Origin of the sequence: Pseudomonas putida (assembly GCF_016406145.1) — a bacterium.
GTDB lineage: Bacteria > Pseudomonadota > Gammaproteobacteria > Pseudomonadales > Pseudomonadaceae > Aquipseudomonas > Aquipseudomonas putida_E.
In genome coordinates this window covers 5,196,339-5,211,532 of the sequence record NZ_CP066306.1, presented here as the reverse complement: position 1 = coordinate 5,211,532, position 15,194 = coordinate 5,196,339, and the positions used below count along the sequence as shown (strand labels likewise).

The following is a 15,194-nucleotide window of genomic DNA, read 5'->3' as shown; positions in this document are numbered from 1 at the left end:
ACTGATAGAATCGCCGCCGGTTCACACGAGGTTAATCCATGCACGACACCCACAACGAGCGCATGAGTGGCAGCGAAACGCGCGCCGCTGGCGGCCTGGCCCTGGTCTTTGCCTTTCGTATGCTGGGCATGTTCATGGTCTTGCCGGTGCTGGCCACTTACGGCATGGACCTGGCCGGCGCCACCCCCGCGCTGATCGGCCTGGCCATCGGTGCCTATGGGCTGACCCAGGCGTTTTTTCAGATCCCTTTCGGGATGATTTCCGACCGCATCGGGCGACGTCCGGTGATCTACCTGGGGCTGGTGATCTTCGCCTTGGGTAGTGTGCTGGCGGCTCAAGCCGACTCCATCTGGGGCGTGATTGCGGGGCGCATTCTGCAGGGCGCCGGGGCAATTTCTGCCGCAGTCATGGCGCTGCTGTCCGACCTGACCCGCGAGCAGCACCGTACCAAGGCCATGGCCATGATCGGCATGAGCATCGGATTGTCCTTCGCGGTGGCGATGGTCGTCGGCCCGCTTCTCACCAGCGCCTTCGGCCTGTCAGGATTGTTCCTCGCCACGGCAGGACTTGCCCTGGTCGGTATTTTGCTGGTCGCTTTCGTCGTGCCCAACACCCACAGCACTTTGCAGCACCGCGAGTCGGGTGTGGCGCGCCAGGCACTCGGCCCAACCCTGCGCCATCCGGACCTTCTGCGCCTGGACACCGGCATCTTCATCCTCCACGCGATCCTCATGGCGAGCTTCGTCGCGCTGCCTCTGGCCTTCGTCGAGCGCGGCGGCTTGCCTAAGGAAGAGCATTGGTGGGTATACCTGACCGCGCTGTTCATCTCATTTTTTGCAATGGTCCCGTTCATCATCTACGGCGAAAAAAAGCGCAAGATGAAACGCGTATTGGCCGGAGCGGTCAGTGTGTTGCTGCTGGTGGAGGTGTTCTTCTGGCAGTGGGCTGACAACTTGCGCGGACTGGTGATTGGCACCGTGGTATTCTTTACTGCATTCAACCTGCTGGAGGCATCGCTGCCGTCGCTGGTTAGCAAGGTGTCGCCTGCCGGCGGCAAGGGAACGGCGATGGGGGTGTATTCCACCAGCCAGTTCCTTGGCGCTGCGCTGGGTGGAATCCTTGGTGGCTGGCTGTTCCAGCACGGTGGGCTGAACACGGTGTTCCTCGGTTGCGCGGTGCTGTGTGCCGTATGGCTGGTGGTCGCGTTGCGCATGAACGAGCCGCCTTATGTGACCAGCCTGCGCATGCCACTGACGCCTGAGGCAGTCCGGGAAGCCGGCCTGACCGAGCGCCTGATGGCCGTGCCGGGTGTGACCGACGCCGTTGTGGTGGCAGAAGAAGCTGCCATCTATATCAAACTGGATACGAAAATTTTGGACCGTGCGACCCTCGAGCGTCTGGTGAACCCAGCCTCATCGGCGTGCGAAGCCTAGGAGAACGTTATGGCCCGTGGGGTTAACAAAGTCATTCTGGTCGGCACCTGTGGCCAGGATCCCGAAGTCCGCTACCTGCCCAACGGTAACGCCGTGACCAACCTGAGCCTGGCTACCAGCGAGCAGTGGACCGACAAGCAGTCGGGCCAAAAGGTCGAGCGTACCGAGTGGCACCGTGTGTCGATGTTCGGCAAGGTTGCTGAAATCGCTGGCGAATACCTGCGCAAGGGTTCGCAGGTGTACATCGAAGGCAAGCTGCAGACCCGCGAGTGGGAAAAAGACGGCATCAAGCGTTACACCACCGAAATCATCGTCGACATGCAGGGCACCATGCAGCTGCTCGGTGGCCGTCCGCAGAACCAGCAAGGTGGCGGCGACCAGTACAACCAGGGTGGTGGTAACAACTACAACCAGGGTGGCCAGCAGCAACAGTACAACCAGGCTCCACCGCGTCAGCAGGCCCCGCGCCCGCAACAGGCCCAGCAGCGCCCAGCGCCGCAACAGCCCGCGCCGCAGCCGGCTGCTGACTTTGACAGCTTTGATGACGATATTCCGTTCTGATAAAAACGGTCAGGCGTAGCGCTACACCCGAAACCCAGGGCATTTGCCCTGGGTTTTTTCATATGTGAGTTCAGGCACCGCTATCCAGCGCCGCTTGGGCAAATTGCGCGTCCAGCTCAGGCGTTGCGCCGCTGATACCGATACCACCGATGTGTTCGCCGTTCGCGTCCAGGATCGGCAGGCCGCCACCCAGCAGCGTGAAACCTGGCAGTGACGCGTATGGGTTTGCTGGCAGCGCAGCGCTTCGCTCTGCGAGAGAGCTGGACGAAAGCGGGAAGCGGGCGGAGGTCGATGCCTTGAGTTGTGCCAGTTTTATGCTGCCGCTGCTGGCTCCGTCCATACGGTGGAAGTGCTTGAGGTTGCCATGGTTGTCGACAATGCTGATGACGATGGCAAACCCCTGAGCGCGGGCTGCTCGCTCCGCGGCAGCGGCCATTATTCGAGCAGCCTCGGCAGTGATGGCTGACGCTGGTGTGGGTTTTAGAGCTTCAGCCAGCGACGGTGCTGCCAGTAACAGCGAAAACATGAAGAGTGTGACACGGCCGTAGTTCGTATTCATGTGAGCACCATCCCTAGGTTTTTTTGCGAACCTAGCAAGCGATTGGCGCTCTTGGATGTAGTCCGTTTCCGAAATTGATGTGCGGTCACTGGATGGCAGCTGACGGCCCAATCGCCGACAAGCGAGCGATAAGGCCCGTGAGGTCAATGCAGCCTGTTCTTGGCCATCTCGATATCGTTCATCAGCACTTTTGCCAGGGCGCTCAGATAGTCCGCCGCGCCCAGCAACTTGTGATCATCCTCCATATCCCTTCACGCACGAGATGCCCCATGTAGCCCAGCAGCACCGAGACCTGTTCGTACGCATCGTCGATGGAAACACCAGGTTGCACACGTAGGAGGTCAATCGGTGGGTTGCCCACATCGATCTCAGAGTTCCGTGCGTCCAGGCCCCGACGCCGGCAAGCAGGCCACAGGGTACGCGCATTGTCGAAACACTGGCGCAAGCCCTGTGGGTGCAGGTTTACCCGCGAAGAAACCAGCGCCGGCCTCAAGGCCTGCGTTCGAAGTTCTTCGCCGCTGCCGCCGCCAGGTCCGGTGGCAGGAAGTCCTTGTCCGGGTTGTAGTCCGCCTTCAGGTATCGCTTGAGGTCCACCAGGTCCTGTGGGCTCAAGGTGCCGGCCGCCTGCTTCAGGCTCAGGTTGTCGAGAATGTAGTCGTACCGGCTGTTGTTGTAGTCGCGAACCGAGGTGTACAGCTGGCGCTGGGCATCGAGCACGTCGACGATATTGCGGGTGCCGACCTGATAACCGATCTCGGTAGCTTCCAGCGCGCTCTGGTTGGAAATGATCGACTGCTTGCGCGCTTGCACCTGCTCCACATCGGTATTCACGGCACGATGCAGGTTGCGCGTGTTCTCCACCACTTGGCGGCGCAGGCTCTCGCGTTGTTGCTCGCTCTGGCTAAGGCGCTGGTATGCCTCGCGTACCTGCGAGCTGGTCAGGCCGCCGCTGTAGATTGGAATGTTCAGTTGCAGGCCGATGCTGGTCTGCTCCACGTCACCGCTATAGCGCACGCCCAACTGCGAAGGGTTGGTGAAGCCCAGGCTGTCGTTGTCGCCTTTCTGGTACTTGGCTACCGCATCCAGGGTCGGGGCGTGGCCGGCTTTGCGCTGGCGCAGGGTTTCTTCGGCGGCATCGACTGCGTAGTTGGTTGCCAGCAGGTTGAGGTTCTGCCGCCCAGCAGTCTCGACCCAGGCCTTGGCATCGTTGGGCGTGGGCACCTGTATCGGCAAGGTATGAACAACGCCCTGGATCGACGTGTATTCGCGGTTGGTGAGGGTCACCAAGGCCTCGAAGGCATCCTGCACCTGGCGTTCGGCAATGATCCGGTTGGCCCGGGCGGTGTCATAGCTGGCCTGGGACTGCAGCACGTCGGTCTTGTCGGACAGGCCGACATCGAAACGTTCGTTGGACTGATCGAGTTGGCGCTTGAAGGCCGATTCTTCGGCCTTGGTGGCTGCAAGGTTATCCTGGGCCCGCAGCACGGCAAAATAGCTTTGCGCGGTCTGCAGGATCAGATTCTGTTCGGTGGCGGACAACTCCAGCGCTGCCTGCTCATTGACAGCTTCGGCGGCCTGCAACTGGAACCAGCGATCGGCACGGAAGACAGGTTGCGCCAGGGTGGCGCTCCAGGCGCTGCCGCTTCGGTTGGAGGTGATCGAGGGTTCGTCGAGCTTGGTGCGGGTGTTCATCATTTCGGCACCTGCCGACAGGTTGGGCAGCAGGCCGGCGCGGGCCTGGGGCACCACCTCGCGGCGCGCGCCATAATCGGCGCGAGCGGCGGCAAGATCGGCGTTGTTGTCGACCGCTTCCTGGTAGACGCTGACCAGGTCAGTCTTAACCGTCATGGGCACATCCGCTGCCCAGGCCACTCCGTTGGACGCACAAGACACGGCAATCGCCAGTGAGAGTTTGCGCAGCATAGAGGCAATCCTTGTACGAAATTTAATTACTGAACTGTTGAGTATCGAGCGATGGGGCAGTGTAGTGCCATGCGCAATTGGCAACAATCGTTGGCTGTGCCTTTCATCATCCCCCCGTTTTACACGCTTGGCTTTGCCGGCCACTCCAGTCTAGACTGCGCACGTTCTTGTCGGGGTGCCTTGAAGCAAAGGCTGAGATCGCATAGGTGCGGATCCCGTTGAACCTGATCAGGTTAGCGCCTGCGTAGGGAACAAGATTGCTCACCTTCCCGGGGAGCCTCTTGTGCCAGGTCCGGGAATGTCGCAGCTGCAAGCAGCTCAAGGCACCCCATGTATCCGGCACTGCATACCCGCCAAGGGGTGCGTCCGCGTATTTCAGGTTCTCCCCGACATTCCACCGCTAGGAAGCTGTCTGGAGCCTGTGATGAGCAAACAAGAAAAAACGATCAACCTCAGCGAGTCGGCGCAAGTCGATCAGCAGTCCGTGCAACCCTTCCCGCGTTCGCGCAAGATCTATGTCGAGGGCTCGCGCCCGGACATCCGCGTGCCGATGCGCGAAATCAGCCTGCACGACACCCCCACCGACTTCGGCGGCGAAGCCAACGCGCCGGTTCTGGTCTACGACACTTCCGGCCCCTACACCGATCCCGACGTCATCATCGATGTGCGAAAAGGCCTGGCCGATGTGCGGTCGGCCTGGATCGACGCCCGTGGCGATACCGAGCGCCTGGGTGGGCTGAGCTCGAACTTCGGCCAGCAGCGCCTGAACGACGCCGAACTGGCCAAGCTGCGCTTCAACCATGTGCGCAACCCGCGCCGCGCCAAGGCTGGCGCCAACGTCTCGCAGATGCACTACGCCCGCCAAGGCATCATTACCGCCGAGATGGAATACGTCGCCATCCGCGAGAACATGAAGCTGCAGGAGGCCCGCGCTGCTGGCTTGCTCAAGCAGCAGCACGCCGGCCACAGCTTCGGCGCCAACATCCCCAAAGAGATCACCGCCGAATTCGTGCGCGAGGAGATCGCCCGCGGCCGCGCGATCATCCCGGCCAACATCAACCACACGGAACTGGAGCCGATGATCATCGGCCGCAACTTCCTGGTGAAGATCAACGGCAACATCGGCAACAGCGCCCTGGGCTCCTCGATCGAGGAGGAAGTGGCCAAGCTGACCTGGGGTATTCGCTGGGGCTCAGACACGGTCATGGACCTTTCGACCGGCAAGCACATCCACGAAACTCGTGAGTGGATCATCCGCAACTCGCCGGTACCTATCGGTACCGTGCCGATCTACCAGGCCCTGGAAAAGGTCGGAGGGGTTGCCGAGGACCTGACCTGGGAGCTGTTCCGCGACACGCTGATCGAGCAGGCTGAGCAGGGCGTGGACTACTTCACCATCCATGCTGGCGTGCTGCTGCGCTACGTGCCGCTGACCGCCAAGCGGGTCACCGGTATCGTCAGCCGCGGGGGGTCGATCATGGCCAAGTGGTGCCTGGCGCATCACCAGGAGAACTTCCTGTACACGCATTTCGATGAGATCTGCGAAATCATGAAGGCCTACGACGTGAGCTTCTCTCTCGGTGACGGCCTGCGCCCAGGCTCGATTGCAGATGCCAACGACGCGGCGCAGTTCGGTGAGCTGGAAACACTTGGCGAACTGACCAAGATCGCCTGGAAGCACGACGTGCAGTGCATGATCGAAGGCCCTGGCCATGTGCCGATGCAACTGATCAAGGAGAACATGGACAAGCAGCTGGAATGCTGCGACGAAGCGCCGTTCTACACCCTCGGCCCTCTGACCACCGACATTGCGCCTGGTTACGACCACATCACCTCGGGCATCGGCGCGGCCATGATCGGCTGGTTCGGCTGCGCCATGCTGTGCTACGTCACCCCCAAGGAGCACCTGGGCCTGCCGAACAAGGATGACGTCAAGACCGGCATCATCACTTACAAGATCGCCGCGCATGCTGCCGACCTTGCCAAAGGCCACCCGGGCGCGCAGATCCGTGACAATGCCCTGTCCAAGGCGCGTTTCGAGTTCCGCTGGGAGGACCAGTTCAACCTGGGCCTGGACCCTGACACCGCGCGTGCCTTCCACGACGAAACCCTGCCGAAGGAATCGGCCAAGGTCGCGCACTTCTGCTCGATGTGCGGGCCGAAGTTCTGCTCGATGAAAATCACCCAGGAAGTACGGGAATACGCCGCCAACCTGCGCATCGATGCGGTGGATGTATCGGTTGAGGAGGGGATGCGCGAGCAGGCCGAACGGTTCCGCCAGGAAGGCAGCCAGCTGTACCACAAGGTGTAAGCCGCAGCGCTGATCTGTTGCAGGAGCGGCCTTGCCGGTGCGCCGCTCCTGCAACGACCGTGTCGATTTGTTTTCTTTTGTCGAGTAACAACAATGACAACTCCCAGCCATTTTTCCCCCGACCACCCGGTCCCCACCAGCCAACGCCCGTTCGGTGGTCGCGACCTGTTCTCGCTCTGGTTTTCCCTCGGCATCGGCCTGATGGTCCTGCAGGTGGGCGCGATGCTCGCTCCCGGCCTGGGCCTGGCCGGCGCGGTGCTGGCCATCGCCTTGGGCACCGGCGTGGGCGTGCTGCTGCTTGGGGCGGCAGGCGTGATTGGCAGCGACACGGGCCTTTGCGCCATGGCCACCCTGCGCCTGAGCCTGGGCAGCCACGGCGCGCGCCTGCCGGCGCTGCTCAACCTGCTGCAACTGGTCGGTTGGGGCGCGTTCGAAATCATTGTCATGCGTGACGCCGCCAGCCTGCTTGGCGCGCGCACCTTCGGTGAAGGCAGCCTGTGGAACAGCCCGATGTTCTGGACTCTCTGCTTCGGTGGCTTGGCCACGCTGCTCGCTGTCAGCGGGCCGCTGGCATTCGTGCGCAAGGTACTGCGCAAATGGGGGATCTGGCTGTTGTTGGGCGCTTGCCTGTGGCTGACCTGGAACCTGTTCGCCAAGGCGGACCTGGGCGAGCTGTGGCAGCGCAGCGGAGATGGGTCGATGTCGCTGGCTGTGGGCTTCGACATCGTCATCGCCATGCCGCTGTCCTGGTTGCCGTTGATCGCTGACTACTCACGTTTTGCCCGCAGCGCGAGGCGAGTGTTCGGCGGGACCGTGCTCGGTTACTTCATCGGCAATACCTGGCTGATGAGCCTTGGCGTGGCCTACACTCTTGCCTTTGCGCCGAGCGGTGAAGTCAATGCGCTGCTGCTGGCCCTGGCCGGTGCCGGGCTGGGCATTCCGTTGCTGCTGATTTTGCTGGACGAGTCGGAGAAGGCCTTCGCCGATATCCACTCGGCTGCGGTATCGACCGGTCTGCTGGTACGCCTGAAGGTCGAGTACCTGGCGTTGGGCATCGGTGTGCTATGCACCCTGATTGCCCTGCTGGCGCCGCTGGCCCAGTACGAAAACTTCCTGCTGCTGATCGGCTCGGTGTTCGCGCCGCTGTTCGGTGTGGTGCTGACGGACCACTTCGTGATCCGCCGCCGCCGCCTTCCAGCACAAATTGATGGTTTGCACTGGCAGGCGCTGCTGGCCTGGGCTGTGGGCGTGGTGGTCTATCACAGCATCGCTGCGCAAGCGCCTGAGTTGGGCGCTACCCTGCCGGCGTTGCTGCTGGCAGGTGGGCTGCATGCGTTACTGAGCCTCAGCCGCGGCCGGGGAACAGTTCAGGCTTGAGCACGCCGTTCAGGCGTGGGTAAGGGAGCTTCAGTTCCACGTGGCCCATGGAATAGGGCGCGATGGTATAGACCTCATATTTGACCACCACTGCGCCGTATGTCAGAGCGATGTGCGGCGACTTCTTGAACGGCCAGGTCTTGACGAACTCGGCATCCTTGTCCATGCCCACGCTGATCAGCCAGGCGCGGTGCGATTCTTCGACCGTTTTCCAGAAGGTATCTTCCTGGCCCGGGACCAGCATGTCTTGCAGGGTCAGTACCTTGTCCAGCTTGCGCGAATAGTTGATGAAGCCCCGGCCTGGCATGCCATGGGCGCCGCCGCTGTCGAGGTAGCTGGACAGCTCGATGATCACCAGCCCGTCATGCTGTTCTCGTACCTTGGCTTGCAGGTAGCTGCTGTTGCGTTTGTCGGCGGTGGCCAGGTATTGCTGCTCATACGCCTGCAAAGTGCTTGGCGCGGTGCCATGCTGGTTGTCTTCGGTCAGTTGCAGCAGGCGTTTTTCGACGATGCCGTCGAGCTTGGGCAGGTCCGGGAAGTGAATGGTGTCAATGTTCACCAGTGGGCAGTCACTCTCGCTGCAACCTGGCTTTACGTGCTCCCAGGCGTCGCGCTTTACCTCCAGCGGGGCACGGTAATTCGGCGCGAACAGGCTCTGGCAGGCACCGAGGGCCAAGGCCAGCACAGCCACGGCAGTCAGTTTGACAAGTGTCATGATGATCCTTGCAATACAGGGAAAAGTCGGCCTTTGACCGCCTGCGCGGCCTTCAGTTCGCCACTAAGCTAACAGAGAGAAGAGCCGCTGTCCCGACTGCGCGAACGGTTACCGGAAAGGGGTGAAACAGGCAGGCGTGCAGAGTAGGATGGCGCGAAGCAGTATTTGAGGTAATGAGGATTTCCATGTCAGACGCGTTGAATTCAGTGCCCAAGGGCTTCGACATCATCGAACGGGCCAATTGCTTCCAGGGCTTCTACAAGCTCGACAAGCTTCGCCTGCGCCATGAGCTGTTTGCCGGCGGCATGGGCCGCGAGATCAGCCGCGAACTGTTCGTGCGTCATGATGCCGTTTGCGTGCTGCCTTACGATCCACTGCGCGATGAAGTAGTGTTGATCGAGCAGTTTCGCGTCGGCGCGCTGGATAAAGTCGACAATCCCTGGCTGATCGAGATGGTCGCCGGCCTGATCGACAAGGATGAACAGCCTGAAGAGGTCGCTCATCGTGAAGCCGAAGAAGAAGCCGGTCTGACCTTCAGCGCCCTGTGGCCGATGACCCGTTATTTCCCCTCGCCCGGTGGCAGTGATGAATACGTGCACCTGTTCCTTGGCCGCTGCAGCAGCGAAGGCGCCGGGGGGCTGCACGGCCTGGAAGAAGAGGGCGAGGATATCCGCGTGCGGGTCTGGTCGTTCGAAGATGCCTTGCAGGCTGTGCGCGATGGGCGTATCTGCAATGCGGCGACGATCATTGGCCTGCAATGGCTGGCGCTCAACAGAGATGAAGTACGAGGTATGTGGAAGTGAACCTGCTGCGTGAGCGTTATCGGGTCGATCTGGCCGGGCTGCAGGCAGCCTGCGAAGCCAACTACGCCCGGCTCATGCGCCTGCTGCCCGACATGCGTACCACCCAGAGTTCGCGCCGTATCGGCATGACCCAGGGCGACCAGATGCTCGGCGTGCTGGTGCTCGATGTGGTGCTGGCCTGTCCCTACACCACCACCCTGCGGGTGCGCCAGGAGCACAGCCTGCCTTGGCTGCCAGTGCCCCACCTGGAGGTGCAGGTGTACCACGATGCGCGCATGGCCGAAGTGGTCAGCGCCGAGCATACCCGGCGCCTGCGCAGCATCTATCCGTATCCCAACCAGTCCATGCACCAGCCGGATGAAAAGGCCCAGCTCAATCTGTTTCTCGGGGAATGGCTGAGCCACTGCCTCGCGTGTGGTCACGAGCTGGCAAGTGTGCGCTGAAATGTGATGCCGGTCGGTTTCGACTATTTGCTCGCAACCAATCCAACGCCATAATTCGTGCTGAATTCCCCGAGGAGACGGCCGGTGCCGCACCCAGACCCCTCTCAGGCACCCGTATGCGTGGTGCAATTGACTGACGCTCACCTGTTCGCTGACCCTGCGGGCACGCTGCTGGGGCTGCGCACGCGCGACAGCCTGCGCCATGTGATCGCCCAGGTGCGCCGCGAACAGCCGTGTATCGATTTGCTGCTGTGCACCGGTGATCTTTCGCAGGATGGCAGTGTTGCCTCGTATCAGGCGTTTCTTGATCTGACGGGTGACTTCGCCGTGCCGGCGCGCTGGTTGCCGGGTAATCATGATGAAGCCAGGGTCATGGCCGAGGTGGCGCCGGAGCTGGTGCAGGCGGTAACCGATATCGGCGCCTGGCGTATCATCATGCTCAATTCGGCGGTGCAGGGTGCGACCCATGGGCAGCTTGAGCCGTCACAGCTGTCGCTGCTCGATGATGCGCTCTTGTCGGCAGGCGGGCGCCATTGCCTGGTCTGCTGCCACCATCAACCTGTGGATATCGGCTGCGCCTGGATCGCACCGATCGGTTTGCGCAATGCAGACGAGTTATTGCGCCGGCTTGAGGGTTATCCACAGGTGAAGGCGCTGCTTTGGGGGCATATTCATCAGGAGTGGGATGAGCTGCGTGGCGGTTTGCGCCTGCTGGCCACGCCATCGACCTGCATACAGTTCGCCGCTCGCAGCGAAGACTTCAAGGTGAGCGAGGAGCAGCCAGGTTACCGGTGGTTGCGCCTGCATGCCGACGGGCGGCTGGAGACCGGGGTGCGGCGGGCCACGGACTTCGAGGTGAAACTCGATTTTGATAGCCCTGGCTATTGACCCCAGGGGGCCCGTGCAGCCCAAAAATTGTTGCGAAAACCCCGCCGCTGCGCCAAAACACGGCGAACACGCTACACTGCGCATCCCTGCGCCCCCACCATCGGGCGCGAAGCCAAAGATTCCGGGGGCAGCATGTCGGGTTACATCCTCTATATCCATGGCTTGAACAGCTCACCGCTCTCCACCAAGGCGCGTCAGCTCGAAGCTGTGATGCAGCAGCTAGGCCTGTCAGGCCGGTTGCGCGTACCCGCCTTGCACCATCACCCGCGCCAGGCCATTGCGCAGCTCGAAGCTGCCATCGCCGAGCTGGGGGCGCCCCTGCTGGTCGGCAGTTCGCTCGGCGGCTACTATGCCACCCATCTGGCCGAGCGCCATGGCCTCAATGCCCTGCTGATCAACCCGGCGGTCACTCCGCACAAGCTGTTCGACGGCTACCTGGGCACCCAGCGTAACCACTACAGCGGCGAAACCTGGGAACTGACCCACGACCATGTTCAAGCCCTTGCTGAACTGGAAGTGCCGGCCCCAACGGACGCCAGCCGCTATCAAGTGTGGCTGCAGACCGCCGATGAAACCCTGGACTATCGTCACGCCGAGCGTTATTACCGGGCATGCGCGTTGCGTATCCAGGCCGGTGGCGACCATGGCTACCAGGGTTTTGCCGAGCAGATACCAGCCCTGCTTGCCTTCGCCGGAGTTGCCCGGGGGCAGTATGCGGCGCTCGATTTTTCTGTATTTTGATTTTTTCGCATTCACCAGACTGACGACGAGAACCCATGGCCAATCCCAGCGCTAGCGCCTATAACGCAGACGCCATCGAAGTCCTCTCGGGCCTTGACCCGGTCCGTAAACGGCCGGGCATGTACACCGATACCAGCCGGCCCAACCACCTGGCCCAGGAAGTCATCGACAACAGTGTCGACGAAGCCCTGGCTGGCCACGCCCGTTCGGTGCAGGTCATCCTCCATGCCGACCACTCGCTGGAGGTCAGCGACGATGGCCGCGGCATGCCGGTGGATATCCATCCGGAAGAGGGCGTATCGGGGGTCGAGCTGATCCTCACCAAGCTGCACGCCGGCGGCAAGTTCTCCAACAAAAACTACCAGTTCTCCGGGGGCCTGCACGGTGTCGGCATCTCGGTGGTCAATGCTCTGTCGACCCAGGTGCGCGTGCGCGTCAAGCGTGACGGCAATGAATACCAGATGACCTTCGCTGATGGCTTCAAGGCCAGCGAGCTGGAAGTGGTCGGTACGGTCGGCAAGCGCAACACCGGAACCAGTGTGTATTTCAGCCCCGACCCGAAGTATTTCGATTCACCCAAGTTTTCCATCAGTCGCCTCAAGCACGTGCTCAAGGCCAAGGCTGTACTGTGCCCGGGTCTGTTGGTCAGCTTCGAGGACAAGGCCAGCGGCGAGAAGGTCGAGTGGCACTACGAGGATGGCCTGCGTTCCTACCTGGTCGACTCTGTCAGCGAGTTCCAACGCCTGCCCGACGAGCCCTTCTGCGGCAGCCTGGCCGGCAACAAGGAAGCCGTGGACTGGGCCTTGCTGTGGCTGCCCGAAGGCGGTGACAGTGTTCAGGAAAGCTACGTCAACCTGATCCCCACCGCCCAGGGCGGTACCCACGTCAACGGCCTGCGTCAGGGCCTGCTCGATGCCATGCGAGAATTCTGCGAGTTCCGCAACCTGTTGCCGCGTGGGGTCAAGCTGGCGCCCGAAGACGTCTGGGAGCGCATCACTTTCGTGCTCTCGATGAAAATGCAGGAGCCACAGTTCTCTGGGCAGACCAAAGAGCGTCTGTCGTCCCGCGAGGCAGCAGCCTTTGTATCGGGCGTGGTCAAGGACGCGTTCAGCCTGTGGCTCAATGCACACCCCGAGCTGGGCATGCAGCTGGCGGAACTGGCCATTAGCAACGCTGGCCGCCGCCTCAAGGCCAGCAAGAAAGTCGAGCGTAAGCGCGTCACTCAGGGCCCTGCGCTGCCGGGCAAGCTGGCCGACTGCGCAGGCCAGGACCCAATGCGTGCCGAGCTGTTTCTGGTTGAGGGTGACTCGGCCGGTGGCTCTGCCAAGCAGGCACGCGACAAGGAATTCCAGGCGATCCTGCCGCTGCGCGGCAAGATCCTCAATACCTGGGAAGTGGACGGTGGCGAGGTGCTTGCCAGCCAAGAAGTGCACAACATCGCCGTCGCCATCGGTGTCGATCCGGGCGCTGCCGACCTGTCGCAGCTGCGCTACGGCAAGATCTGCATCCTCGCCGACGCCGACTCCGACGGCCTGCACATCGCTACCCTGCTGTGCGCGCTGTTCGTCCAGCACTTCCGTCCGTTGGTCGAAGCAGGCCACGTTTATGTCGCCATGCCACCGCTGTACCGTATCGACCTGGGCAAGGAAATCTACTACGCCCTGGACGAGGCTGAACGCGACGGCATTCTCGACCGCCTGGTGGCCGAGAAAAAGCGTGGCAAGCCACAGGTCACCCGCTTCAAGGGGCTGGGCGAGATGAACCCGCCGCAATTGCGCGAAACTACCATGGACCCGAACACCCGGCGCCTGGTCCAGCTGACCCTGGATGACCTGCAGGGTACTACCGAAATCATGGATATGCTGTTGGCCAAGAAACGGGCGGGCGATCGCAAGAATTGGCTGGAGACCAAAGGTAATCTGGCCGAGGTTCTGGTTTGATTCGTCTGTTTTTCGCGGTTTTCCTTTCGCTGGTCGCTCTGCCAAGCCTGGCAGGCGACTGGCCGGAGCTGAAGCTGGTATCCGAGCATCCGATTGACGGCATGCGCGGCGGCAATCTTTCCGGGCTGGCTTTTTGTCGAGGAGCCCTGTGGGGTGTCTCGGACCGTGATGATGACCGTATCTACCGCTTCGACCAGCACAATGAGGTGTGGCGCGCCCAGCCTTTGACTTTTTCCCCGCCCCCGGTACCGGAGAGCGGGCTGCCCTGGGGGCTGAAGTCGCGCAACTGGGCGGTGTCGTACATTCGTGGCGGCCAGTTTGATTACGAAGGCATCACTTGCGATCAGGCCGGTAACATCTATCTGGTCAGCGAAGCGCATGTGGCCGTGCTGCAACTGCCGATCCTAGGCGCGCCTGCCTGGCTCAGGGTTGACCCGGCGATGATGCGCCAGGCCCGGGCCAGTGGCATGCTGCTGAACTTCAATGCCCTGTTCGAAGGCCTGGCGATCAACCCGGCCGGTGACCGCCTATGGCTTGCGGCCGAGCGTGAGCGCCGCGGCTTGGTAAAGATAGAGCGCCAGCAGTCGGTATGGACGTGCGGACGCACTTGCGTACTGCTCAGTGAAGCCGGGGTCGAGATGCAACCGCCTCAAATGCCCAATGCCCGTGCGCTTTCGCGGGACTTTGCTGACCTGGCCTGGTTCGAGGGCAAGCTGTTCACCCTCGAACGTAATGCATACCGTGTGTGCCGACGCCATGCCGACAGCGGTGAGGTCGAGCGCTGCTGGTCGTTCGCTGCCGATGCTCTGGTGCCCGAGCGACGCTATGATCAGCCGTTCGGCCTGGCCGAAGCGCTGGTCATCGATACCAAGGGCGCATGGATCGGTCTTGACAACAACAACGCTGACCGCGCCGATGGTGAAAGCCGGCCGGTCGTCTGGCGCTTCGCCGCGCCGCAGGGCGGTTGGAGCGCCACACCATGAGCCAGCCACCGGGCAAGCGTGCGGGCAGGGTACTGATGATCGTCGCCTGGGCGGCGGCGATGTTCCTGGCTACGCGCTTTTTCGGTGAATGGGAGGCGCGCGAGCGCAACCCCAATACCCAGGTGCAGTCCGAGCACGGCGAAGGCTTCATCGAAGTGCGCCTGCTGGGCAATGGCCAGGGCCACTTCGTGGCAGATGGCGCGATCAACGGCAAGGCTGTGCATTTCATGCTCGATACCGGGGCCACCGACGTGGCGATCCCCGAGGCGCTGGCCCGTGACCTGAGCCTGCAACGTGGCAGCCCGGTCATCCTCAGCACCGCCAACGGTCGCACCGAAGGTTACCGCACGCGACTGGACAGCCTGCAACTGGGGGAAATCCGCCTGCAGGGCGTGCGCGCCCTGGTGGTGCCGGGGCTGGATGGGCAGACGGTGCTGCTCGGCATGAGCGCTCTGAAACAACTTGAATTTACCCAGCGCGGCGGCACCATGCTGCTGCGCCAGAACCTGAAATGACG

At 62.1% G+C, this 15,194-nt stretch carries 14 protein-coding genes, 1 pseudogene and 1 riboswitch; of the genes and pseudogenes, 11 read left to right on the top strand and 4 right to left on the bottom strand.

The features are described from left to right. The first annotated feature begins 38 nt into the window (after positions 1 to 38). Positions 39 to 1,433, top strand: coding sequence for an MFS transporter (locus tag JET17_RS24030; protein WP_012316510.1), 1,395 nt, complete (start codon positions 39 to 41; stop codon positions 1,431 to 1,433). A gap of 9 nt (positions 1,434 to 1,442) precedes the next feature. Further along, entirely contained in the window at positions 1,443 to 1,994 is a 552-nt protein-coding gene (locus JET17_RS24025; protein WP_012316509.1) for a single-stranded DNA-binding protein, read from the top strand. A gap of 70 nt (positions 1,995 to 2,064) precedes the next feature. Here JET17_RS24025 and JET17_RS24020 read toward each other — a convergent pair whose 3' ends face one another. The 3 genes and pseudogenes from JET17_RS24020 to JET17_RS24010 all read right to left on the bottom strand — a co-directional run bounded on the left by JET17_RS24020 (position 2,065) and on the right by JET17_RS24010 (position 4,476). Further along, positions 2,065 to 2,553: a GlcG/HbpS family heme-binding protein gene (locus JET17_RS24020; protein ID WP_080516500.1), complete on the bottom strand. Its 489-nt coding sequence runs from the start codon at positions 2,551 to 2,553 to the stop codon at positions 2,065 to 2,067. Positions 2,554 to 2,696: 143 nt separating this feature from the next. Further along, a pseudogene (locus JET17_RS24015) lies at positions 2,697 to 2,968 on the bottom strand (DUF3077 domain-containing protein). A 74-nt stretch (positions 2,969 to 3,042) separates the two neighbouring features. Continuing rightward, positions 3,043 to 4,476, bottom strand: coding sequence for a TolC family outer membrane protein (locus JET17_RS24010; RefSeq protein ID WP_012316507.1), 1,434 nt, complete (start codon positions 4,474 to 4,476; stop codon positions 3,043 to 3,045). Between the two features lie 161 nt (positions 4,477 to 4,637). Beyond that, positions 4,638 to 4,744, top strand: a riboswitch (TPP riboswitch). Between the two features lie 156 nt (positions 4,745 to 4,900). Here JET17_RS24010 and thiC point away from each other — a divergent pair. Together thiC and cytX are read left to right on the top strand one after the other, a co-directional pair. Next, a complete protein-coding gene (gene thiC / locus JET17_RS24005; protein WP_012316506.1) occupies positions 4,901 to 6,787 on the top strand; it encodes a phosphomethylpyrimidine synthase ThiC in 1,887 nt (628 codons plus the stop codon). A gap of 93 nt (positions 6,788 to 6,880) precedes the next feature. Next, a complete protein-coding gene (gene cytX, locus JET17_RS24000; RefSeq protein WP_012316505.1) occupies positions 6,881 to 8,164 on the top strand; it encodes a putative hydroxymethylpyrimidine transporter CytX in 1,284 nt (427 codons plus the stop codon). On the opposite strand, the gene JET17_RS23995 is transcribed toward cytX, so the two are convergent. Next, positions 8,133 to 8,879 carry an RsiV family protein gene (locus JET17_RS23995; protein ID WP_012316504.1) on the bottom strand — a complete coding sequence of 249 codons (747 nt, stop codon included), beginning with the start codon at positions 8,877 to 8,879 and terminating at the stop codon, positions 8,133 to 8,135. The two genes, cytX and JET17_RS23995, sit on opposite strands and share 32 nt — an antisense overlap. 185 nt (positions 8,880 to 9,064) lie before the next feature. Between JET17_RS23995 and JET17_RS23990 the strand changes: the two genes are divergently transcribed. The 7 genes from JET17_RS23990 (at position 9,065) to JET17_RS23960 (ending at position 15,192) form a co-directional block, all read left to right on the top strand. Next, positions 9,065 to 9,682, top strand: coding sequence for an NUDIX domain-containing protein (locus JET17_RS23990; protein WP_012316503.1), 618 nt, complete (start codon positions 9,065 to 9,067; stop codon positions 9,680 to 9,682). Continuing rightward, positions 9,673 to 10,125, top strand: coding sequence for a DUF1249 domain-containing protein (locus JET17_RS23985; RefSeq protein ID WP_042111790.1), 453 nt, complete (start codon positions 9,673 to 9,675; stop codon positions 10,123 to 10,125). The genes JET17_RS23990 and JET17_RS23985 overlap by 10 nt, the downstream gene beginning before the upstream one ends. A gap of 84 nt (positions 10,126 to 10,209) precedes the next feature. After that, entirely contained in the window at positions 10,210 to 11,013 is an 804-nt protein-coding gene (gene cpdA / locus JET17_RS23980) for a 3',5'-cyclic-AMP phosphodiesterase (RefSeq protein ID WP_012316501.1), read from the top strand. 132 nt (positions 11,014 to 11,145) lie between these two features. Then, entirely contained in the window at positions 11,146 to 11,754 is a 609-nt protein-coding gene (locus tag JET17_RS23975) for a YqiA/YcfP family alpha/beta fold hydrolase (protein ID WP_012316500.1), read from the top strand. A 35-nt stretch (positions 11,755 to 11,789) separates the two neighbouring features. Beyond that, positions 11,790 to 13,694 (top strand): DNA topoisomerase IV subunit B, encoded by a 1,905-nt coding sequence (gene parE, locus JET17_RS23970; RefSeq protein WP_012316499.1) that lies wholly within the window; start codon positions 11,790 to 11,792, stop codon positions 13,692 to 13,694. Next, entirely contained in the window at positions 13,691 to 14,677 is a 987-nt protein-coding gene (locus JET17_RS23965; RefSeq protein ID WP_012316498.1) for an esterase-like activity of phytase family protein, read from the top strand. Before parE ends, JET17_RS23965 begins: the two co-directional genes overlap by 4 nt. Next, positions 14,674 to 15,192, top strand: coding sequence for a retropepsin-like aspartic protease family protein (locus JET17_RS23960; protein ID WP_012316497.1), 519 nt, complete (start codon positions 14,674 to 14,676; stop codon positions 15,190 to 15,192). Before JET17_RS23965 ends, JET17_RS23960 begins: the two co-directional genes overlap by 4 nt. The last annotated feature ends 2 nt before the right edge of the window (positions 15,193 to 15,194 follow it).